Below are 21,349 nucleotides of genomic sequence, written 5' to 3'. Positions count from 1 at the left end.
ATAGCAAAAGGCCAGCTGAAAAGCTGGCCTTTTTAATTAGACGAAGGTTCGTTGCCAGAAATCCGTTTGCTTCCCCAGTACATCGATGTACGTAATCGAAGCCGTTTCGTCACCTTGCGTTCGAATGAAGGGTTGCGGTGTATGACCCACCACCTGATGCCAGTCCGGCAGGTAATCGTCGATTGTTTCCGTTTCATCTGCCCAAACGGGCCCACCTTTCGCTCCGGGATTTCCGCCCCGTACCCATCCGCATTGGAATACAACTTCCCGTCCGGCAGGCGTTTCCTGTAAGGCATTGAGCCTATCCGCCAGATCGCTTCCCCGATTGCCGTGTTTTTGAGCCCAACTGCTGGATACGCCCGCGTGGGTAAACAAATAGTTTTCCAACTGATACGCTACCTGAAAACAATCGGCGTTTTCCCGGTAGATGCCCGTCCATAACGCCTGCATCTTAGGCCGGAAATTCGAGCAGGGAAATAACGGATAGTGGAGATACGCTACGTCGTGATTGCCCAGTAGTAAAATGTATTTTTCGGGTTCGGCTCGCTTCAAAGCAATGACTTTTTGCAAGACCTCCGTCGTCTGTTCATCCGAAAATTGCTTGGAGTCCACGTAATCCCCCACAAAAATGACCCGATCTGCTTGCTGAATCGGGGCCTCTTCCCAGTTGAGGCGACCGTGTAAATCCCCGATAGCTAGTACTTGCATACAGAAGTGGGTTGAAAGGCAATGGGAAGTAAGATGCCGTTCCGTAAGGACAGCTAGCTCAGGGTTAACGGTTGTTCGTTGCTGGTTGTTGGAGACGAATGAACCTGGACTGTTCTTTGGTAATACAGACTTTCCTTTTTACCATCTACCACAAACCACTACTTCTTCCGCCGCTGTTCCTTCTGGCGTTTCAGATTATTGGCGAGTAACTTTTTGGCTTCTTCCCGCTGACTGGTTTTTTTATCGGCGTACTGAATGACTTTTTCGTAGTATTGCTTGGCTTCGGGCAGATTGCCTTCGCTGTCGGCAATTTTTCCCAGATTAAGCAATGCCGACGTATTGTAGCCCGACTCCGTCGCTCCGTTCGCCTGGGCGTAATTGATCGTACGATGGTAATATTCTTTAGCCGCCGCTGGATTATGGTAGAAAAACTGATTGTAGTACGCCAAAATGTAGGAAGCATAGCGACCACTGGCGGCCTCGTAGCCAAACTGACGATTGTCGAGTCGCTCCAGAATTAACTTGGCCGCAGCGTCCGCTTCCTGCATGCGTCCGGTCACGAAACATTCGCGGGCGTACATGCGGTGAAAGTACGGATTCCAGGGGTACGTCACGTGGAGGTAGCGGGCCAGTTGATAGCCTTTTTCGTGTTGATTTTCGGAAGCGTAAATCTGGAGTAAGAAATACTGAGCTTCCGTACGGGTATAAAAGGCATTCCGCGAAACCCATTCCAGCTGACCGATGCCTTTGCTTTTATTGCCTTCGTGAAAAAACCAGAAAATGGGCTTCAACGCCGAATAGTTTTCGGGTACCCATTGCCGGTAATAATTGTAGAGACCATCCCCGAAAGCCATTTCCGGCGACAGATCTTCGTGACCTTTGCACTTGTCAAAATACTTCAGAGCATTTTTTCCGGCATTACTGGCCTTGAGCCATTTCTTCCGCTCGGCGTACATTCGTGACTTGAAGGCGTAGGAAGCCGCCAGGAAAAAACTGGCTTCAATTTCCTGATTACCGCCCTGATCGTACAGCTTCTCCGCTTTTTCAATGGCCTGATCCATGAACAATTCGCACTTGGCGTCGTACATGTCATTGTCGGTATTCGGTACAATTTTCCACCACTCCGCTAGGCCAAACAGGAAGTAGGGGAGCGGGTGCTCCGGATATTTGGCTCGCAAATACCCAAACTCCCGGATGGCTTCCGTAAAATTGTAATTATACATGGCGTTGATCGCCTCGGTAGCTTCAATCTGTACTTCCGCACGTTTGAGCAGCATGCCGCCGGAACGGGCCTGCTCATTTTTCTCCGCCGTTTCAAACCAGGACTGGGCCGAACTTACGGAACTAAGGAAGAGGAGAAAGAATAGGAACTTGATTTTCATGGCTTAACAGAGAGCTTCCCGGATACAGTGCGTGGGCTGGAAGCTTGCTAGAATTAACGGCAATTAGTAGAAAGTCGTTTAGAACTCGCAGGAAATTTTTCTGGATGTAACGCGAACAAAGATACGAAAGCTAATTTTGGGATGCTATTCCCGAAGGAGACGATAAATTTGATTTTTCTTAGATCAATCTTCGGAAGGGTAGCCGTGAAAAGGTGGTCAAACCGGACCGGACCTCATTTCCCATCTACTTAATCAACAACACCGTGATACAGGTTCGTGATAAGAATTTTGAAGTATTTATAGATCAGGTTACGCTGGAGGATCGAATTGCTACGCTGGCGGAACAAATCAGTATCGATTACGTGGATCGGCGGCCCCTGCTGATTGCCGTACTGAACGGCTCCTTTATGTTCGTCTCCGAACTCATGAAGAACATTACGATTGAGTGTGAAATCACGTTCATTCGCGTCGGTTCCTACGAAGGGATGGGTACGACGGGGAAGGTAAAGCGAATACTGGGTCTCAGCGAACCCATTCGGGACCGCGACGTGATTATCGTGGAGGACATTGTGGATACTGGACATACCATGGCCGAATTGCTCGGTCAGATTACGGCCGAAAAGCCCCGTTCCATCGAAATCGCGACGATGCTTCACAAGCCCGAAGCCACGCGAATTCCGGTTACGCTGAAATACGTAGGCTTTGCAATTGAGAATAAATTTGTGTTAGGGTACGGACTGGATTTCGATGGTCTGGCTCGCAACCTGCCCTGCATTTATCAACTGGCTGAGTAGGCTGGTTTACAGCACCTTTGTTTTTCCGCCCTGATACGGGGCTAGCATACTGGAGGTGGCAGGCAATTCCGTAACGAGGTAATCAATTTCGCGGAGGTCTGCCACTTTCATGGACATGACGCTATTCATCTTCTCCGATATTGCAAGAATTGCAATTTTATCCGAAGCCCGGATCATGGCTTTCTTTGCCTGTACCGTTTCCCAGTTCGAATCGGTTAGTCCTTCCTTCGCGTCCAGGGCATTCGTTCCCATAATGCACAGGTCTACGCGTACTTCCGACAGTCGCTGATAAACATCGCCACCCACGGCCATCTGGCTATACCGCGAGATCGGTCCGCCAATCATAATAATCTCCAGATTGGGTTTGTCGAGTAGTTCTACAGCCGTTAACGGATTGACTGTCAGGAACGTGGCTTTGAGTTCATCCGGGATAAGTTTGATGAATTCCCGAATGGTTGTACCGCCACCCATCAGTACCAGCATGCCGTCTTTCAGCAGAGTTACTGCTTTTTCTGCAATAATTCGCTTACTCTCATGGGCGTAGCTTTCCACGGGTTGCGACGAATAGTGGTAGGCCTTCGACATGGCTCCACCCCGAATCTTGATCAGTTTACCCTCTTCGGCCAGGTCATTGATGTCTCGACGTATGGTATCCTCCGACACATTAAGCGTACTGGCTAATTCCGTAAGGGTAATACGCGTATGAAGGTTTACCTGGTTGATTATTAAATCCTTACGGCTTTCTTTTAAGAGGACTACTGACATTAGACAAAGGGCTTGCTGTTGAATAAACAAAGGTATAAAAAAAGGGGCCGCCTCACTACTGCTCTACTATTCTGCCCTGGATCTATCTTTATTTTTTACAAGGTAAATTCAAAATAAAAAACTGATTAACGCATATTTTGCAATCTATAATTTTGATATATAGTTTTTAGTGGCGGTATACGTTGCTGTATGGAGCAAATTTTAAAATAATATTTGCAATTATCACTATAAGACTTCTATATTTCGCAAAAATTGCAAACAGTAGTGCGCTTTTTGCGAAAATACCCCTGAACAAAATCCCATTAAACGCTTTCACACTTTTACTACCATTATGAAAATCTCCTTCTTACGCTTTCAGGCAAGGTTTGGCAGACTGTTTGCCTTGCTGTGGCTCATGAGTCTGTCAGCGATGGCCCAGAACATTACTGGCAAAGTGACCAATGTCACGGATGGTTCACCGCTACCAGGGGTTACCGTCGTTGAAAAGGGGTCGACGAAAGGGACCGTAACGGACGCTCAGGGGCAGTACACCCTCAATGCTGCTGCGGAAGCAACCCTGATTTTCTCGTACCTGGGCTATGTTTCTCAGGAAATTCCGGTAGGCGGACGCACGACGGTGGACGTGGTAATGAAAGAAGATACCAAAAGCCTGAATGAAGTAGTCGTGACGGCCCTGGGTATTCAGCGGGATAAAAAAGCTCTGGCGTATTCGGTAACGGAAGTAAAAGGCTCTGAGTTTACGCAGGCTCGTGAAAATAACGTAGCCAATGCCCTTTCTGGTAAGATCGCTGGGGTGAATGCTACGGGTCTTTCAACAGGACCCGGCGGATCAAGCCGGATCATTATTCGCGGGAATGGTTCATTAACGGGAGCCAACCAACCCCTGTATGTAATTAATGGGATGCCGATTGATAATACGACTCCGGGTGGAAGTGCGACCGCCAATGGTGGACAGGGTAACGTGGACCGCGGCGATGGGATTGGCGGAATTAACCCCGACGATATAGAAAGCATGAGTGTATTGAAGGGGGGTACTGCAGCTGCTTTATACGGCTCACGGGCTGCCAACGGGGTGATCTTGATTACCACCAAAAAAGGGCGTGCTCAAAAAGGCATTGGTGTGGATTTCAATTCTACCTTCACCGCAGAAAGCATCGCCGTTGTGCCGGATTGGCAGTATGAATACGGACAAGGAGACGGAGCCGTAAAACCAACGACGCAGGCTCAGGGCATTGCCTGGGGTCGTCGTTCCTGGGGTGCTAAAATTGATGGTTCCGATTTTGTTGGAGCCGATGGTTTAACGCATCCTTACGTTGCTCAGCGGAATAACCTGAAAAACTTCTATCAGACGGGTAAAACGTTTACGAATACGTTAGCCGTCAACGGAGGAAATGAGAATGTGAACTATCGATTCTCCGTATCTGACCTGGATGCTAAAGGAATATTACCGACGCAGACGTATAACCGTAAAACGGGTAACCTGAGCTTGAATGGCAAGTTTGGACCTAGAATTGCGGTAGAGGCTTTAGCTCAATACACGATCGAAGCGAATAATAACAAAACGGGAGCCGGGGATGCGTTGGGAAATCCCAACTGGACTCCTTATATGATTGGTAATACCTCAGACATTCGCTGGCTGGCTCCAGGATATGATGCAAACAATAATGAAATTGCCTGGAATGATGCTTCCATTGCTTCCAATAGCTATTTCGTTATCAATAAATACAAGCAGAACGATACGAAGAACCGTTTTATCGGTCAGTTTGGTCTGACTTATAACATCCTGGATAACCTGTATGTGAAGGGAACCGTTAGCCGCGACTTCTTCAATTATCAGTATAAATACATCCTGCCGACTGGAACGTTATACGTTCCTAACGGTGAGTATAATGAACTGAAGACAGACGTGAGCGAAACCAACGCCATGGTAACGGCAAACTATAACACCAAGATTGCGTCTACCATTGGTCTGTCGGCACTCGTTGGAGCAAACCGTCGTGATTATAACTACAATCAAATCAATATTGCGGGTAGTAACTATGTTCTTCCTTACTTCTATAGCTCTACGAATTTAAGAACGATCACTACGACTCCGCTGAATCAGAGAATACGTACGAACTCGGTATTTGGCTCATTAGATTTAGATTACAAAGGCATTGCGTTCTTAACCATGACGGGTCGTCAGGATTGGTTCTCTACCTTAAGTCCTAAAAACAACTCCATTTTTTACCCCTCCATTGGAGGTAGCTTCGTTCTGTCGCAGGCCATAGCATTACCCCGAGCCATTGACTTTGCCAAAGTTCGGGCTTCCTGGGCTCAGGTAGGAGGGGCTACGCCCGATCCGTATGCCATTAATCTGACGTATTCAATGGTACCTAGTTCGGGACAACCCTTACAGAACGTAACCAGTACGGCTATTACCAACGCGGGACTGAAACCTTTGACTTCTACCACGTATGAAGTGGGGGTTGACTTACAATTCCTGAACCGCCGGGTAGGGTTAGATCTGACGTATTATAACCGTTCTACAACCGACGACATCGTTCAGACGAGTATTAGCGAAACTTCTGGCTACAACTCCGTGTACATGAACGTAGGCAAGATGAGTAATAAAGGGATTGAAGCCTTAGTAACGTATAGCCCGATTCGTCGGAAGAATTTCGGTTGGGACATCAGCTATAACGTAGCCTATAACGACAGTAAAGTAATCAAGCTGGCGGATGGTATTACGTCTTTACAGATGGCTACCTCGGTAGGAAACTGGGCCTATATCAACTCGATTGAAGGCCGTTCGTACGGAACAATCGTGGGTACGACTCGTCAGCGGGATGCGAATGGTAACATCATCTACGATCCAACGACGGGTTATGCTTTAAAATCAAATCTGCATGAATTAGGCAAAGGCGTACCTCCATTAACCATGGGATTAACCAACGAATTTCATTACAAAAACTTCTCGTTCAGCTTCCTGGTGGATGGTAAGTTTGGTAACAAAATCTTCTCGGTGTTAGAGGTATACGCCAACCGAATGGGTAAACTGAAAAGAACCCTTGACGGTCGGGAGAATGGCTTGACAGTAACGGGCGTGACGGCAAGTGGAGATGGCTTTACGAAGACGATCGCGAAGGAAAACCTGCGTACGTATTATGACAACGACAAAAACTACACGGAACTCTTCCTGCATGATGCCAGCTTTGTGAAGCTTCGTCAGGCCATGGTGAGTTACAACATTCCGGTAAAAAACTTCAAACTCCTCAAACTTCAGTCAGCGAGCCTCTCCTTTGTTTCACGGAATATTCTGACGCTGTATAAAAACACGGACAATTTTGACCCTGAGCAAAGCTTTACGAACAGTTCGAACCAAGGTTTTGAATCGCTTGGCTTGCCTAGAACCAGAAGTTATGGTTTGAATCTTCTCTTGAAATTCTAATTGCCGACTACGATGAAAAAAAGATTCTATAAAATATACGCCTGTCTCTTAGCTCTGACGGTTTTACAAAGCTGCGATAAAGGTTTTGAAGAGTTAAATACGAACCCGGACGCTTCCAGTACGATCAATGGAGATTATGTATTTACGAAAGCTCAGTACGATGCCGTAGGAAACATGATCACGGGTTTACAGGGCACCATGCAATACACGACCAGCTATAATGACGTGGCAGGTTGGGGCTCTAAATACATTTTCAATCAGGGCACGGCTCCTTATGCGGTGTTTAGTAGTGCCTATACGAAAGAGCTCAATGAAATGGGCGAAATCATACGAGCCTTCGAAAAAGATCCCGCTCTGGTTAATAAACTGGCGATTGCTAAAATCTGGCAGGTGTACTGTTTCTCAAAGGTTACCGACTTATACGGTGATATTCCCTATAAAGAGGCTGCTTTGGGATACGTATCGAGTAATTACAAACCCGTTTACGATTCACAACAAAGCATCTACACCGATCTGCTGGCTCAGTTGGAAACAGCCGTAGGCATGTTTGATGCGACGAAGACGACGTTTGGTGCCGCCGATATGATGTATGGTGGAGACCTGACGAAGTGGAAAAAGTTTGCGTACTCGCTGATGTTACGCATGGGCATGCGAATGACGAAAGCCAATAGTACGCTGGCTGAAACCTGGGTGAAGAAGGCGATTGCGGGTGGCCTTATTCGTGATGATGCGGATCTGGCTAAAATCTCGTATCTGGCTTCTGGGCAGATCATTAATCAAAATCCACTGGCTTACTGGATGTTAAACAGTGATTACATCCTGGCTAATGGGAACAGTAACCCTGAAGGAGGCAAGTACGATAAGGTTTTTATTGATTACCTGAAAGCCACGAATGATCCCCGTCTACCCGTTATTTCGGTGGTCTACGTGAATGGAAAGGCCAGCAATGACCCAGCTATTCAGAAAGGTATGGCTCATAACATTGCTAACACAAAACCCAGCGATTTCGTGACCTACTCAGAGCCTAACCAGAATACGCTTCTGAAGTTAAGTGCTCCCATGTTGGTGTTAACCAATGCAGAAGTAAATTTCTATCTGGCAGAGGCGGCACTTCGGGGTTGGTATAGCACTGAAACGGCAGCCAACCTGTATGCGTCAGGCACCCGGGCCGCGTTACGTCAGTGGTCGTTGTACGGTAGCGATGGCGTTATTTCTGATTCAAATATTGAGGCTTATGTAACGGCACAAGCTCTGAAAACGGGCACTATGGCGGCTCAGATGGAACAAATTCATACGCAGTTCTGGGTATCCGTATTTCCTAACTCTCAGGAAGTATTCCTCAACTGGAGACGTACGGGTTACCCCGCTCTGGTGCCGAATAACTACGCAGGTAATAACACCGGAGGTCAAATCTTCAGACGAATGTTATACCCGGCAACGGAAGAAAACCTGAACGCTGATAACTATTATAAAGCCGTGGCAGCTCAGGGAGCCAACGAGTTTATGACTCGAATCTGGTTAGATAAGCAGTAATAATGTTGAAGGAGTGAATGATAGAATGAGTGCGTTATATTCCCTTCTTTAACCACTCATTTGAATAGTTCAGGAATGAAATACCTAGTAATCATAGTACTTTTCTTCATCGGTTTTGGAAAGGGGTTCGCTCAAAGCGGACTCATTCCTCAGCCAGTAGCCTATCACCGGAACTCGGGCGAATTTACGCTTACGGCCTTAGCGAAACTTTCGTCCGATTCCGGTGTGCCGGCTGACTTACTGAAACTTACCCAGGAGCAAATCCGCTCGTTGACCGGATTTACCTTGCCAGTAACCTCTGCAAAGGCCTCTATTTCTCTGAAAATTGATTCGCTGAAAGTATCTCAGCCGGAAGGCTATCACTTGCGAATTCAATCGAAAAACATTGAGTTAACCGGGCACGACCTTGCCGGACTTTTTTACGGCGTACAGTCGCTCGTTCAGATGATTAGTCAATCCGCTGACCTGCGTTTGCCCGCCTGTAGTATTGTGGACTATCCCCGGTTTTCGTACCGGGGTATGCACCTGGATGTCAGTCGCCACTGGTTCCAGGTGCCTTTTATTAAGAAATACATCGACCTGCTCGCCCAGTATAAATTCAATACCTTTCACTGGCACCTGACCGACGATCAGGGCTGGCGAATTGAGATTAAACGCTATCCAGAACTGCAAAATGTAGCTGCCTACCGGAAGGAGACACTCATGGGCCACAAACGCGAACTGCCCCATCGGTTCGACGGCAAGAAATACGGTGGATACTACACCCAGCAGGAAGTACGGGAGGTGGTGCGGTACGCGGCTCAGCGGCACATTACGGTGATTCCGGAAATTGAAATGCCGGGCCACGCTCTGGCGGCTCTTTCCGCGTTCCCGGCTTTAGGCTGTACGGGCGGACCCTATCAAGCGGCTACGTTCTGGGGGATTTTTGACGACGTGTACTGTGCCGGAAATGACAGCACGTTTACGTTCCTGCAAAATGTACTGGATGAGGTCGTCGAGTTGTTTCCTTCAAAATACATTCACATTGGGGGCGACGAATGTCCGAAAACCCGTTGGAAAAGCTGTCCGAAATGTCAGGCCCGGATCCGGCACGAAGGGTTGAAAGACGAACACGAATTACAGAGTTACTTCATTCAGCGAATAGAGAAGTACTTACTAACGAAAAATCGGGAGATCATCGGCTGGGACGAAATTCTGGAAGGGGGCCTTTCACCCGGAGCTACCGTCATGAGCTGGCGGGGCACCGAAGGTGGCATCGAAGCCATGCGGCAGAAACACAAGGCCATCATGACGCCCGAGCCCTTTGTGTACTTCGACTTTTATCAATCCCTGTACGCCAGCGAACCCACGGCGGCGGCCTGGTACACGCCCCTAAGCAAAGTTTACAGCTACGAACCCGTACCCGATTCGCTCACGGCGGAAGAGGCTTCGTATTTGCTGGGCATTCAGGGCAATGTCTGGAGCGAATACCTGGCGACGGAAGCTCACGCCGAGTACATGATTTTTCCCCGGGCGTTGGCCGTCGCTGAAACGGCCTGGTCACCAAAGAAGGGCCGGACGTACCCCGATTTCCTGCGACGCCTGCGGCTCAACGAGCCGATGCTGAAACGCTTGAAAGTGTCGTATGCCGACGTGTTTGACGAACTGACTGATTCGGTAAGCGTAGCGGTGGATGGGAAACTAGCCGTGCGTCTGACAACGACCTTACCGCAGGCAACGATTCGATATACCCTCGACGGAAGCACGCCCAAAACGAGCAGTACTGCTTATCGTGGCCCGGTTTCCCTTGGGAAAAGTACAGTGCTGAAAGCCGCCGTGTTTGCCGGTAATAACCAACAGGGCCGAGTATTTGAAAAGACTTTCACCGTTTCGAAAGCGACGGGTAAGCCTATAACGATTCAGGGGTCACCCGCCGGGAATTTCAAGCCGGTCACTCCCCGGATTGCCGTCAACGGCGTACAGGGAACGGCCCGCTACAACACGGGTGAATGGATTGGTATGTTGGGTGAAAATGCTGAATGGACGCTGGATTTACAGCAAACGCAAACGATTTCAAAAGTCCAGACCAACGTATTACGCTACCACTGGCAACGCTTCTGGGAGCCGACCTTACTACAAGTATGGGTGTCGGAAGACGGAAAAACGTACCAGCAAGTCTACCAGCAAACCGAGTTTCCGGTCAATGGCCTCAATCCCGTGAACGGTCAGTTTACCCCGAAAAAGGCCCGATTCATAAAACTAAAAGCCCTCAACAAAGGCATTGTCCCTCCGGGCGAATACGGAGCGGGCAACAAAGCCTGGTTGCTGCTGGATGAATTGATTGTGGACTGAGAGAGGTTCAATATAATTAGCCCCGTATTCCATACGGGTATCTTATACCAATACACGGAGTCTACTGAAAACAGACCACCGCAAACTGAAATACTAAATACATGCGTCGATTATCCTGCCTCCTCTGCCTACTTTTTTGTACCCTGGCTTCCTGGGCTCAGGAAACTGAGAATTTTGGAGCCAACCACAACAAACCCGAACGCGAAGAGTGGCTGAAAGATGTAGGCTTTGGCATGTTTATTCACTGGAACGTGGATACGCAGCTGGGCGTCGTCATCAGCCATTCGCTCGTAGGAGCTTCGCCGGATTACGTGGATCGGTACATCAAAGAGCTTCCTCAAACCTTCGATCCCAAACAATGGGATGCCGAAAAAATCGTGATGCTAGCTAAAAACTCGGGCATGAAGTACATCATGTTCACGACCAAACACCACGCGGGTTTTTGCATGTGGGATACCAAAACGACGGATTTTAACGTGATGAACACGCCTTACAAAAAGGACATCGTGCGTCAATTCGTGGAAGCCTGTCGGAAATGGAAAATCGCCGTTGGCTTTTATTACTCTCCCGAAGATTTTTCGTTCGCCTACCGCAACGGCATGAAGGACATCACCCGCGACGACCATTGGGAAAAGGCGAAACCCTTTCAGGCTCAATACAAAAAATTTGTCGTTGAGCAGACCAAAGAACTCATGACCAAGTACGGTCCGGTTGATCTGTTTTTCATTGACAGCGACGTACTGAAGGAAGAAGTAAAAGAAACCATCTGGAAGTACCAGCCCAATTGCCTGGTTACCCGTGGAGCCCTGCCGACGCCGGAACAATACCTGCCCGGCGAAACGCTGGGTACGGCCTGGGAAAGTTGCATGACGATGGGTACGGCCTGGAACTACAAGCCCACCAATGAACACTACAAATCGGGTACGGAACTGCTGAATATTCTCATCGAATCGCGGGCGAAGGGTGGCTCGTACCTGCTTAATGTGGGGCCTACGCAGTGGGGGAACTTGAACGAAGGACAGGAAGGCCGATTGATGGAAATCGGAGCCTGGCATTTTATCAACCAGGAAGCCGTGCACAACGTACGCCCCTGGATTGTTCGGAACGAAAATGACATTTGGTTCACCAAAAAGAAAGACGAAAACACGGTATACGCGTACCTGACCGGTATGCCGGAATGGCCTCGGGCCGAGCGTCGGGAGTTTTTGATTCGTTCGGTGAAAGCAACGGCAACGACGGAAGTAACCGTTCTCGGACAAACTGGTAACGTCGTAGAATACAAACCCACCGTGGATGGTCGTACGCGTTTCGAGCAGACCCCCGAAGGATTGAAAATTTCGGTGGTACGGGCTCAGCGAATCTATAACAATCACCAGTGGCCTAACCCCATTGTGGTAAAACTCAAGAACGTGGAACCTGCTCTGACACCGATGCAGTTCAGAACCGTGAGTGCGGAAAAAATCAGTAACGGGAATCTGAAATTAACGGCCGATGTCGTGAAAATGGGTTCGGGAAAAGAGTACCGGATCGGATTCGAGTATCGTCCCGTACAAAGCTCGCTCAACGAAGAATTCAACGAAAAGTGGAAAGCTACCGATGCTTATCCCGTGACCGCTACGGGCAAGGTAACGCTGGAAATGCTGAAACAGAATATCCAGTCCTACGACGAAATTGAGTACCGGGCCGTACTGTATCAGGACAATATGCGAATCGAAGGCAACACCCAAAAGATCAGCAAACTAACGCTGGAGTAAAGGGTATGCCAAACCAACATTTATCCAACTCAAGACCCTAAACTCAAAACCGTTAACTGTAACAAATGCTGATTGTTGCCGCCTGTATTGTCATTCTGGTACTGTTGATTGTCTGGGTTAAAGTCAATCCGTTTCTGGCCTTTCTGGTCGTTTCCCTGTTGGCCGGTGGACTCTTAGGAATGCCGCTTGGAAAAATGACCCAGTCGGTACAGAAAGGGGTAGGGGATACGCTGGGTTCACTCATCATCATCATTGCCTTAGGTGCCATGTTGGGCAAGCTCGTCGCTGAAAGCGGAGCCGCCCAGAAAATCGCTTCCGTGATGATGCAGTTGTTTGGGGCCAGATACATTCAGTGGGGATTGGTCTGTACGGGGTTCATCATCGGCATTCCGCTGTTTTACGGCGTAGGGTTCGTCTTGATGGTACCGCTGATTTTCTCCGTCGTGTACCAATACCGATTACCGGCAGTAGCTATTGGCTTACCCATGCTGGCTTCGCTTTCGGTCGCTCACGGCTTTCTGCCGCCGCACCCGTCACCCGCGGCTCTGGTGGCTCAGTTTCACGGGGACATGGGCCTGACGCTGGTGTACGGGTTGATTATCGCTGTACCTACGATTATTCTGGCGGGGCCGGTGTATGCTCTGACGCTTAAACGAATTAATTCCCAGCCTTTGGTGACCTTTCAGACGGCTCCTATCCCCGAATCCGAGTTGCCCAGCGGCCTGAGTAGTTTCCTTACCTCGCTGTTGCCCGTATTGTTGTTGACGTTGACAACAGTATCGCATTTTTTTCCGGGCAATGCTTTCGAGGAGGTACTGACCTTTGTGGGTGATCCGGCCATTGTCATGCTCATTTCTGTTGCGGTGGCTACGGTAACACTAGGATTGAGTCGCGGCAAGCCTATGAAAGCAGTAATGAGTACCTACGAAACGGCAGTGAAAGACATCGCCATGATTGTACTCATCATCGGTGGAGCCGGAGCATTGAAACAGATTCTGACGGATAGTGGCGTGAGTAACGAAATTGCCGGACAATTGCAGCGGCTACAGATGCCTCCCTTATTTTTGGGCTGGCTCATTGCGGCTATCATTCGGGTCTGTATTGGTTCGGCGACGGTGGCAGGATTAACGGCCGCCGGAATCATCGCTCCACTGATGGCTCAGCAAACGACCAACCCGAATTTGATGGTACTCTCCATTGGAGCGGGCAGTCTCATGTTTTCGCACGTAAACGATCCGGGATTCTGGATGTTTAAGGAATATTTCAATCTATCCGTGAAAGACACGATTCGCTCCTGGTCAATGATGGAAACACTCGTAGCCTTCGTCGGACTAATGGGGGTACTGATTTTGAATCAAATTATTTGAGTTTTCAGTTGGCGATTTACTGCTTTCAGTTGGAAATACAGACTACTGAAAACGAGGCTCTTTCGGGTTATAACTCTGGAACAGCCCGCAAACTGAAAACATAGAACAGAAAACTGACAACTAAACGATATACCAACCAATAACCACCAACAAAATTCCATGAACACAGCCGCAACAACCATCGAACAACTTAGCCCCGAAGCTGCTTTTGCTAAACTGGGCCTTACCTTACCTCCGGCTCCGCTGCCGTTGGGCGTATACAAACCGTATCTGATTGATGGCAAGTATCTGTACGTGTCCGGTCACGGTCCGGTACAGGACGATAAGAGCCTCATCATCGGTCGCATTGGCCGGGAAATCGATACCGAAAACGGAAAACTCGCCGCCCGTCAGGTCGGTTTGACGATCCTCTCCACCATCAAAACCCACCTGGGCAGTCTGGATCGCGTGAAGCGAGTGATCAAAGTGTTGGGTATGGTGAACTGCGTTTCTGAATTCGAACGCCATCCCTACATCATCAACGGCTGTAGTGAATTATTCGCTCAGGTTTGGGGCGAAGAAAATGGCATCGGCGTCCGCTCCGCCGTAGGTTTCGGCTCTCTGCCCGACAACATTCCGGTAGAAATCGAGGCTTTGTTTGAACTGGTTTAGTTTTCCGTTGTCTGTTTGTTGTTTTCAGTAGTTAGTGAAGCGTATGCTTGAATAGGCCTGAGAACTGCTTCAGAACTTCACTGAAAACTGGAAATATTAATCATAGATGCTCAATCGGTTGTCGTTTTTAGGGATTTATGAAGCGTGTGCATTGAGAGAATTGAAAACCACTTCAGAACTCTACTGAAAACTGAAAACCGAAAACTGACCACTGGAAATGTTAATCATAGACGCTCACCTTGATCTGAGCATGAATGCGATGGAGTGGAACCGTGATTTGCGGTTGCCCGTCGCGGAAATCAATGCCAGAGAACAGGGCCTGACCGATAAACCGGATCGGGGCAAGGCGACCGTATCCTTGCCCGAACTACGCAAAGGAAATGTGGCCGTGGTCGTGGCGACACAGATTGCCCGGTACGTGGCTCCGCATAACCGCTTGCCGGGCTGGCATTCGCCGCAGCAGGCCTGGGCTCAAACGCAGGGACAAGTTTCCTGGTACAAAGCCATGGAGGATGAAGGCGAAATGACGGCCATCACCGATCTGGCAAGCCTGGAAAAACACCTGGCCCTCTGGAACGACGGTACACCCAACGATTCCAAACCCGTGGGTTACATTCTAAATCTGGAAGGAGCTGATTCGCTCGTAACGCTCGATCACGTGGAGCGAGCGTATAACTACGGGCTACGGGCCATCGGACCCGCTCACTACGGACCGGGCCGGTATGCTCAGGGAACGGATGCGACGGGTTTCATGGGAAAAGTCGGACAGGATTTGCTGAAGGAAATGGAACGCCTGAACATCATTCTCGACGCGACGCATTTATGCGACGATAGTTTCTGGGAAGCCATGGATCATTACAACGGTCCGGTCTGGGCGAGTCATAACCTGTGCCGGGCCCTGGTGAATCACAACCGGCAATTCAGCGATGAACAAATTCGTGAGTTGATTAACCGCGATGCCGTAATTGGCGGAGCCTTGGACGCCTGGATGATGGTACCCAACTGGGTACGCGGGCAGTCGACCCCCGAAGGCATGAATTGTAATTTGGAAGTACTGGTCGATCACCTCGATCACATCTGTCAGTTGGCCGGAAACGCCGACCATATCGGCATCGGTACGGATCTCGACGGAGCTTTCGGTCGCGAACAGTCCCCGTATGATCTTGAAACGATTGCTGATTTACAAACCGTTCCGAATCTGCTTCGTAAGCGGGGTTACACGGAAACGGATGTTGAGAAAATCATGCACGGAAACTGGCTGCGTTTTCTAAGACGAGCCTGGAAATAAAAAGCATAAACAATGATTAATGAAGTATAAAAAGCTCTAGTCTCTTGGATTGGAGCTTTTTTGTTTGATCCATTTTAAGTGAAATAATACGCTACTAACCAATTCTTAATTCAGAAATAGAGACCTATAGCTAATGGCTTTTAAGGGAAGAAATAAACAGCGTTTTTACAATTTTTAACAGGGTAAGCTTTAGAATAAAAGTAGCAAATTCAAAAGTTATGAATAGGTTGCAGCTCCATCCATCAATCTGTTTATGAAAAGAGTTTTTCTTACCTGTGCTGCATTGTTCGTGAATCTTTCCACCGCTTTTTCTCAGGATGTACCTACGCGTGAAATTGGATTAAGAACGAATGGATTCAATGATTTAGGTTTTGTCTATAAAAAGCAAAAATCTGAAAATGTGTACAAGCGATACCGTCTGGCTTTTGGGAATCTGGGGTTAGGGATCGTTAATGGGAGTAGCCTGGTTAATTTCAGCGTAGGAGGAGCAATAGGCAAGGAAAAACGAAAGTCTATTAACGATCGATTTCAAGTGGTGTACGGTACAGAATTTATCCCACGATTATCAATACTTCATTCATCGGCTGGTACGGCTAATATCAATGATGGAACCGTAGGAGAGGTAAGTGTAACAGGCTCAAACCTAACGCTACTAAGTGCCTCTCTTGGTTTGGGTTTCGTATTAGGTGCTCAGTATAACATCAGTCCTAAATGGTATGTAAGTGCTGAAATCGTGCCTACCGTATCGTTGAACGGTACCTTCGGGTCAGGGATTACGATTTACAGCCTCAATGCTGCGTTCACCTCTTCCAACGTCGGCTTGACGGGTATGTACCGCTTCTAATCCATAAAAACGGGCTCTTTGCAGGAGCCCGTTTTCTTATCTTCCCAATCGTTTAAACATATATTCACCCGTTCCGTCAGGCGTTAAAATCAGCCGATTCTCGTCGAGTTGCACCTGCTGGAAAAGTCGCCCTTGGGTAGAGGACATACACAGAGCCCGAATGCGGACGGAAGTATCTTCCAACGAGTACTTGCCATTGCCGCAACCTAGAAAAGCGTAATGAATCGGAAGGGTATTGGCGTACGTTTCTTCAAAATCGCCATTTTTCTTGAATGTAACTAGTACCTGCTTGTCACTGGGGATCACCAGTGGCGTACAGGTGCTGTCGGTGGTGGGTTTACAATAAGAAACCAGCTGCCAGTGCCCCACGAGCGAAGTCGAGGGGAGGTCCTTTTTGCTACAACTCAAGCTACTCAGGAGTACTAGGCCTAAGCTTATCTTACGCATACGTTAAGAAGAGGTAGAGTTGATCGTGCCTTCGTAAATTACCATTTTTTAAAGATGAAAAATACCGCAATGATCATAAAAACGAAACCTACGGCATGATTCCAGGCGAGCTTGTCCGTTTTGAAAATGTATACCGTAATCAGCGTAAAGACGGTTAATGAAACAACTTCCTGAATAATCTTTAATTGAAAAAGGGTAAAGGGTCCACCCGTTTCATCGGAACCAATCCGGTTGGCGGGTACCTGAAAAACGTATTCGAAAAAGGCGAGTCCCCAACTCAGGGCAATGACACCAAACAACGAGAGTTTGGCCAGCATAGGCCATTGTTTAATCTGGAGATGTCCATACCAGGCCAGCGTCATAAACGCATTGGAAACAAGTAGCAGCAGAATGCAGAGCAATCCTTTCATAATCGATCGTAAAGCTTAAGAAAGGCGAAAAGATACGAATAAAAACGTTCAGAAAATGCTCTCCAAGACTTCCTGTTCATTGAGAAGTAAAAGCTCAGCTTACTAAAAACCGGGGTATAAAACTACGTAAAGGCCATCCCATTTTCTGTACAAAGACTTACCTACGCATCTGCTTCACCAAAAAAATAATTAAGAAGTATAATTATAGTAAATAAAAATAGAAAGAAAGCAATGCTCGTTTTCACAAGCAGTACGTATAGAAGCCTTGGAAAGCTTGGGCAAACTTGATGACTGCCGTTTTTGTTGATAGAAAAGAGCCTTTGTCTACTTTTTTAAAGCTACTGTTTATCAATTCTTTACAAAAGTAGGCGAAGGCTGTTGCGACGGCCAAACGAATTTTTTTAGAAGTAGTAAAGAGAAACGCTTCCCTTTTTACGTAAGTACAGACAGCGATCAGCCATACCCAAAGGAGAGTTGGATTATAAAAAGTAGTTTTTAGATCCTGCTGATAATTCTACAAATACGTTGAGAAAAAGCTTTTGTACTTGCGAAACGTAGGGTAAGTTGTGTATGCTTAGTAGATCCAACCTACCCGCACCTCCTAGACGTATGCATTCAGTACTGAACACCCAAGACCTAGTCTTGAAGAATCGAGTACCGATTGAACGTGTCGCTGCCGTCAACGGCCTTAGATAGCGATCATTCCACACCATTGATTGTATGATGAATGAGTCGTTCGCCACGACTTAGGCTGCCGCGTATGCTCAGCCCTATATCTGTCAGCGTCGATGCCAGCGGCGTCGGAAAGCCAGAAAATCAATGCGGATAAAACAGCTTTACTTAGGGTTTGGGATTGGAATTACTTTAGGGCTTTTCAAGGCAAACCTCGCGTTTGCTCAACAGAAGTCCTATACGCTCAGTGGTTTCGTAACGGATGGAGTCAGTGCTCGTCCCTTGTCGGGGGTTTTGGTATCGGTTCGGAATCAGTACACGCGTACCCGTCCGGACGGGTATTATCGACTGGAAGTACCCGCGGATACGGCTCTACCGGTTGCGTATAGTTTATCGGGTTATCAGAATCGGGAAATCATACTGCGACTGATGACTGATCGTCAGCAGCCGATAACGCTGACCGTTCAGACCAAAGAATTGAAGGAAGTCGTGGTGAAATCAGCTTCGGTACGGGCTTCGGAGTCGGTGCAGATGTCGGGCCTGTCGATACCGATCGAACAGGTCAAAGCAATGCCTACGCTTCTGGGGGAAAAGGACGTCATTAAGGCCTTACAACTGCTACCGGGCGTACAGAAAGGCTCGGAAGGTTCGACCGGGCTGTACGTACGCGGGGGTGGCCCGGACCAAAACCTGGTACTACTCGATGACATTCCCGTTTACCACACTTCGCATTTATTCGGTTTTTTCTCGCTCTTTAATGGAGATGCGATTGAATCCGTGGACTTGACCAAGGGCGGTTTTCCGGCTCGGTTTGGGGGACGGCTTTCTTCCGTCATCGAACTCAAAGCCCGGGATGGTGATCGGGAAAAGCTACACGGTGAAGGCGGAATCGGACTCATTTCCAGTCGAATGACCTTGGAAGGACCGATTGCGAAGGGAAAGTCTTCGTTTTTGATTTCAGCCCGTCGGACCTACGCCGATTTGTTACTGAATCTGATTCAAACGGGAGCTTCGGATCAGAATGGGTATTTCTATGATCTGAATCTAAAAACTACTTTCGATGTCAGTCCTAGCAATACGATTTCTCTGACGGCTTATACGGGAGAAGATCGCTTCATCTACAATACCAAGGGTACCATTACCAGAGAAAATGGAAAGGCCAACTGGCGAAATGCGGCGGCGGCTCTGCGATGGAATCACCGCTTCAGTAATCGCTTGCAAGCCACGACGGCTCTACTCTATACCCACTATAATTCCACCGTTAATTTGGTGCGTAATGTGGTTCGGGATACGGAACGGGCTTCGTATCGCCTGCAAAACAAATCGTACATTGAGGATTTCAGCCTGAAAACGGACTTCAACTGGGCATTGGGTGAAAAACATACGATCCGGACGGGGCTGATCCTGACCGCCCACCATTTCCGACCCAGTACGTACACCAGCGTAGATGAGGCCGTGCAGGGTCCTGAATCCGTACTCATGAACCGGGATACCTGGGAAGCTGCGGCTTACGTGGAGGATACTTACGTGCCGTTTCCTCAGCTAAAAATCAACGCGGGCATTCGGTACAGTGGTTTTCGGACGGGAACGAAAGACTACCTCCAACCGGAACCCAGGCTGGCGATTGCCTATTCGTTGCCCCGGAATTGGGCGGTCAAGGCTTCGGCCGCTTCGATGAGTCAGTACGTGCACTTGCTGGCCAACTCCGGCTTTGGCTTACCAACGGATTTATGGATTCCATCCACGCAACGTACCAAACCGCAGCTCTCCAAACAGGCGGCATTCGGGGTAGCGAAGGACTTTCGCTCGGGATTCACGTTTACGGCGGAAGGCTTTTATAAAACCATGGACCGGATGGTGTCTTACAAGGAAGGCTCTACTTCGCTGGCCTACACCATTTCGGGCAGCGGAAGCTGGGAAGACCAGATTACCCAGGGAAGGGGCTGGAGTTACGGAGCGGAATTTCTACTACAGAAGAAAACCGGACGGTTTACGGGTTGGGCGGGATACACCCTTTCGTGGACAAAACAACAATTCGACAAGCTCAATTTTGGTCGCTGGTTTTATGCCCGGTATGATCGCCGCCACGACCTTTCGCTGGTCGGCATTTATCACCTCAACGCCAACGTTACGCTTTCCAGTACCTGGGTGTACGGTACCAGTCCGGCCCTGACCATGCCGCAGGGACAGTACTGGATTTCGAATAATTCTGGACTGGATTTACTCGGGAGCGATAAAGCGTATTACACCGGACGGGTATTTGAAGAATACGGTCGGCGGAATGGTTTCCGGGCGGCTCCGTATCAGCACCTGGACGTGGCGGTGCAGTTTCACAAGAAGAAACGTCGCTTCGAACGTACCTGGGAAATCAGCGTCTACAACCTCTACAATCAGCAAAATCCCTTTATCTATTACTTCGATACGGTAGATGTTTCCACCGATCCGAAGGTCAAAAAGTACGAGAATCGTCTCAAGCAGGTGACCCTGTTTCCCATCATGCCGAGTGTATCGTACGGGTTTAAATTTTAGTGGCGAATCATTAACCGCTGCTGGGGTTAGTCGATGAATTCCAATTTTTCCTTTCGTACGAATCAATAAAGAGTGAAATCTTTTTTCCCATCAAACGTATCAACCCATGAAGACTAAACGATTCCTGTTCGCTCTGCTGGGCATGTCAAGTTGTACGCAGGAGCTGAATGACCTCTCCATTGAAAGTGATCGAAAGCTGGTGATTGAATGTTATTTGAATCCGGCCAGTCCGGATATTCGGGTGCTGGTCAAACAAACCAAACCCATTCAGGGTGCAGGAAGTGGCGACCGGTCACCGGGGCCTTCGGTTACGAATGCAAATGTGTTACTATCGGACGGCAAGCAGCAGATACGCATTCCTTTTGATGATAATAGCGACCAGTATCGGCTTGAGGTAGTGAAGTATAAACTGGTGGCCGGGCGTACCTACACGCTTCGGGTATC

16 protein-coding genes are annotated in these 21,349 nt (G+C 48.4%); 11 read left to right on the top strand and 5 right to left on the bottom strand.

Annotated elements, in window-relative coordinates:
- Nucleotides 1–36 precede the first annotated feature (36 nt).
- Both ACOJTG_RS05235 and ACOJTG_RS05230 read right to left on the bottom strand, forming a co-directional pair.
- Nucleotides 37–708: a metallophosphoesterase gene (locus ACOJTG_RS05235; protein WP_420152846.1), complete on the bottom strand. Its 672-nt coding sequence runs from the start codon at nt 706–708 to the stop codon at nt 37–39.
- A gap of 158 nt (nt 709–866) precedes the next feature.
- Nucleotides 867–2,090 carry a tetratricopeptide repeat protein gene (locus tag ACOJTG_RS05230; protein WP_420152845.1) on the bottom strand — a complete coding sequence of 408 codons (1,224 nt, stop codon included), beginning with the start codon at nt 2,088–2,090 and terminating at the stop codon, nt 867–869.
- A 263-nt stretch (nt 2,091–2,353) separates the two neighbouring features.
- On the opposite strand from ACOJTG_RS05230, the gene hpt reads away from it, so the two are divergent.
- Complete coding sequence (gene hpt / locus ACOJTG_RS05225) at nt 2,354–2,884, top strand: hypoxanthine phosphoribosyltransferase (RefSeq protein ID WP_420152844.1); 531 nt, start codon at nt 2,354–2,356, stop codon at nt 2,882–2,884.
- A gap of 6 nt (nt 2,885–2,890) precedes the next feature.
- On the opposite strand, the gene ACOJTG_RS05220 is transcribed toward hpt, so the two are convergent.
- Entirely contained in the window at nt 2,891–3,649 is a 759-nt protein-coding gene (locus tag ACOJTG_RS05220; protein WP_420152843.1) for a DeoR/GlpR family DNA-binding transcription regulator, read from the bottom strand.
- 331 nt (nt 3,650–3,980) lie between these two features.
- On the opposite strand from ACOJTG_RS05220, the gene ACOJTG_RS05215 reads away from it, so the two are divergent.
- The 8 genes from ACOJTG_RS05215 (at nt 3,981) to ACOJTG_RS05180 (ending at nt 16,847) form a co-directional block, all read left to right on the top strand.
- A complete protein-coding gene (locus tag ACOJTG_RS05215; protein WP_420152842.1) occupies nt 3,981–7,079 on the top strand; it encodes a SusC/RagA family TonB-linked outer membrane protein in 3,099 nt (1,032 codons plus the stop codon).
- Between the two features lie 12 nt (nt 7,080–7,091).
- Nucleotides 7,092–8,612, top strand: coding sequence for a SusD/RagB family nutrient-binding outer membrane lipoprotein (locus ACOJTG_RS05210; protein ID WP_420152841.1), 1,521 nt, complete (start codon nt 7,092–7,094; stop codon nt 8,610–8,612).
- A gap of 75 nt (nt 8,613–8,687) precedes the next feature.
- Nucleotides 8,688–10,943 carry a family 20 glycosylhydrolase gene (locus ACOJTG_RS05205; protein ID WP_420152840.1) on the top strand — a complete coding sequence of 752 codons (2,256 nt, stop codon included), beginning with the start codon at nt 8,688–8,690 and terminating at the stop codon, nt 10,941–10,943.
- Between the two features lie 101 nt (nt 10,944–11,044).
- Nucleotides 11,045–12,697, top strand: a complete 1,653-nt coding sequence (locus ACOJTG_RS05200; RefSeq protein WP_420152839.1) for an alpha-L-fucosidase — start codon at nt 11,045–11,047, stop codon at nt 12,695–12,697.
- 65 nt (nt 12,698–12,762) lie between these two features.
- A complete protein-coding gene (locus ACOJTG_RS05195; RefSeq protein ID WP_420152838.1) occupies nt 12,763–14,064 on the top strand; it encodes a gluconate:H+ symporter in 1,302 nt (433 codons plus the stop codon).
- Nucleotides 14,065–14,223: 159 nt separating this feature from the next.
- Complete coding sequence (locus ACOJTG_RS05190; RefSeq protein WP_094811292.1) at nt 14,224–14,715, top strand: RidA family protein; 492 nt, start codon at nt 14,224–14,226, stop codon at nt 14,713–14,715.
- 217 nt (nt 14,716–14,932) lie between these two features.
- On the top strand, nt 14,933–16,003 hold the full coding sequence (locus tag ACOJTG_RS05185) for a dipeptidase (protein ID WP_420152837.1): 1,071 nt from the start codon (nt 14,933–14,935) through the stop codon (nt 16,001–16,003).
- 253 nt (nt 16,004–16,256) lie between these two features.
- Nucleotides 16,257–16,847 carry a hypothetical protein gene (locus ACOJTG_RS05180; RefSeq protein WP_420152836.1) on the top strand — a complete coding sequence of 197 codons (591 nt, stop codon included), beginning with the start codon at nt 16,257–16,259 and terminating at the stop codon, nt 16,845–16,847.
- Between the two features lie 36 nt (nt 16,848–16,883).
- On the opposite strand, the gene ACOJTG_RS05175 is transcribed toward ACOJTG_RS05180, so the two are convergent.
- Complete coding sequence (locus ACOJTG_RS05175; protein ID WP_420152835.1) at nt 16,884–17,294, bottom strand: lipocalin family protein; 411 nt, start codon at nt 17,292–17,294, stop codon at nt 16,884–16,886.
- Between the two features lie 38 nt (nt 17,295–17,332).
- Complete coding sequence (locus ACOJTG_RS05170; protein ID WP_420152834.1) at nt 17,333–17,704, bottom strand: DMT family protein; 372 nt, start codon at nt 17,702–17,704, stop codon at nt 17,333–17,335.
- An 819-nt stretch (nt 17,705–18,523) separates the two neighbouring features.
- On the opposite strand from ACOJTG_RS05170, the gene ACOJTG_RS05165 reads away from it, so the two are divergent.
- Nucleotides 18,524–20,905 (top strand): TonB-dependent receptor, encoded by a 2,382-nt coding sequence (locus tag ACOJTG_RS05165; protein ID WP_420152833.1) that lies wholly within the window; start codon nt 18,524–18,526, stop codon nt 20,903–20,905.
- Between the two features lie 106 nt (nt 20,906–21,011).
- On the top strand, nt 21,012–21,349 hold a 338-nt coding region (locus tag ACOJTG_RS05160), incomplete at its 3' end, for a DUF4249 family protein (protein ID WP_420152832.1).

The sequence above is a fragment of the Siphonobacter sp. genome (genome assembly GCF_048595215.1).
Taxonomy (GTDB): domain Bacteria; phylum Bacteroidota; class Bacteroidia; order Cytophagales; family Spirosomataceae; genus Siphonobacter.
Note: the sequence above shows the minus strand (reverse complement) of the source record. Positions and strands in the feature narration are given on the sequence as shown.

Bases quoted from the DNA above. Each gene is read 5' to 3' on its own strand.
- ACOJTG_RS05235 (WP_420152846.1), bottom strand. From the start codon at position 708: ATGCAAGTACTAGCTATCGGGGATTTACACGGTCGCCTCAACTGGGAA.
- ACOJTG_RS05230 (WP_420152845.1), bottom strand. From the start codon at position 2,090: ATGAAAATCAAGTTCCTATTCTTTCTCCTCTTCCTTAGTTCCGTAAGT.
- ACOJTG_RS05220 (WP_420152843.1), bottom strand. From the start codon at position 3,649: ATGTCAGTAGTCCTCTTAAAAGAAAGCCGTAAGGATTTAATAATCAAC.
- ACOJTG_RS05215 (WP_420152842.1), top strand. From the start codon at position 3,981: ATGAAAATCTCCTTCTTACGCTTTCAGGCAAGGTTTGGCAGACTGTTT.
- ACOJTG_RS05210 (WP_420152841.1), top strand. From the start codon at position 7,092: ATGAAAAAAAGATTCTATAAAATATACGCCTGTCTCTTAGCTCTGACG.
- ACOJTG_RS05205 (WP_420152840.1), top strand. From the start codon at position 8,688: ATGAAATACCTAGTAATCATAGTACTTTTCTTCATCGGTTTTGGAAAG.
- ACOJTG_RS05200 (WP_420152839.1), top strand. From the start codon at position 11,045: ATGCGTCGATTATCCTGCCTCCTCTGCCTACTTTTTTGTACCCTGGCT.
- ACOJTG_RS05195 (WP_420152838.1), top strand. From the start codon at position 12,763: ATGCTGATTGTTGCCGCCTGTATTGTCATTCTGGTACTGTTGATTGTC.
- ACOJTG_RS05190 (WP_094811292.1), top strand. From the start codon at position 14,224: ATGAACACAGCCGCAACAACCATCGAACAACTTAGCCCCGAAGCTGCT.
- ACOJTG_RS05185 (WP_420152837.1), top strand. From the start codon at position 14,933: ATGTTAATCATAGACGCTCACCTTGATCTGAGCATGAATGCGATGGAG.
- ACOJTG_RS05180 (WP_420152836.1), top strand. From the start codon at position 16,257: ATGAAAAGAGTTTTTCTTACCTGTGCTGCATTGTTCGTGAATCTTTCC.
- ACOJTG_RS05175 (WP_420152835.1), bottom strand. From the start codon at position 17,294: ATGCGTAAGATAAGCTTAGGCCTAGTACTCCTGAGTAGCTTGAGTTGT.
- ACOJTG_RS05170 (WP_420152834.1), bottom strand. From the start codon at position 17,704: ATGAAAGGATTGCTCTGCATTCTGCTGCTACTTGTTTCCAATGCGTTT.
- ACOJTG_RS05165 (WP_420152833.1), top strand. From the start codon at position 18,524: ATGCGGATAAAACAGCTTTACTTAGGGTTTGGGATTGGAATTACTTTA.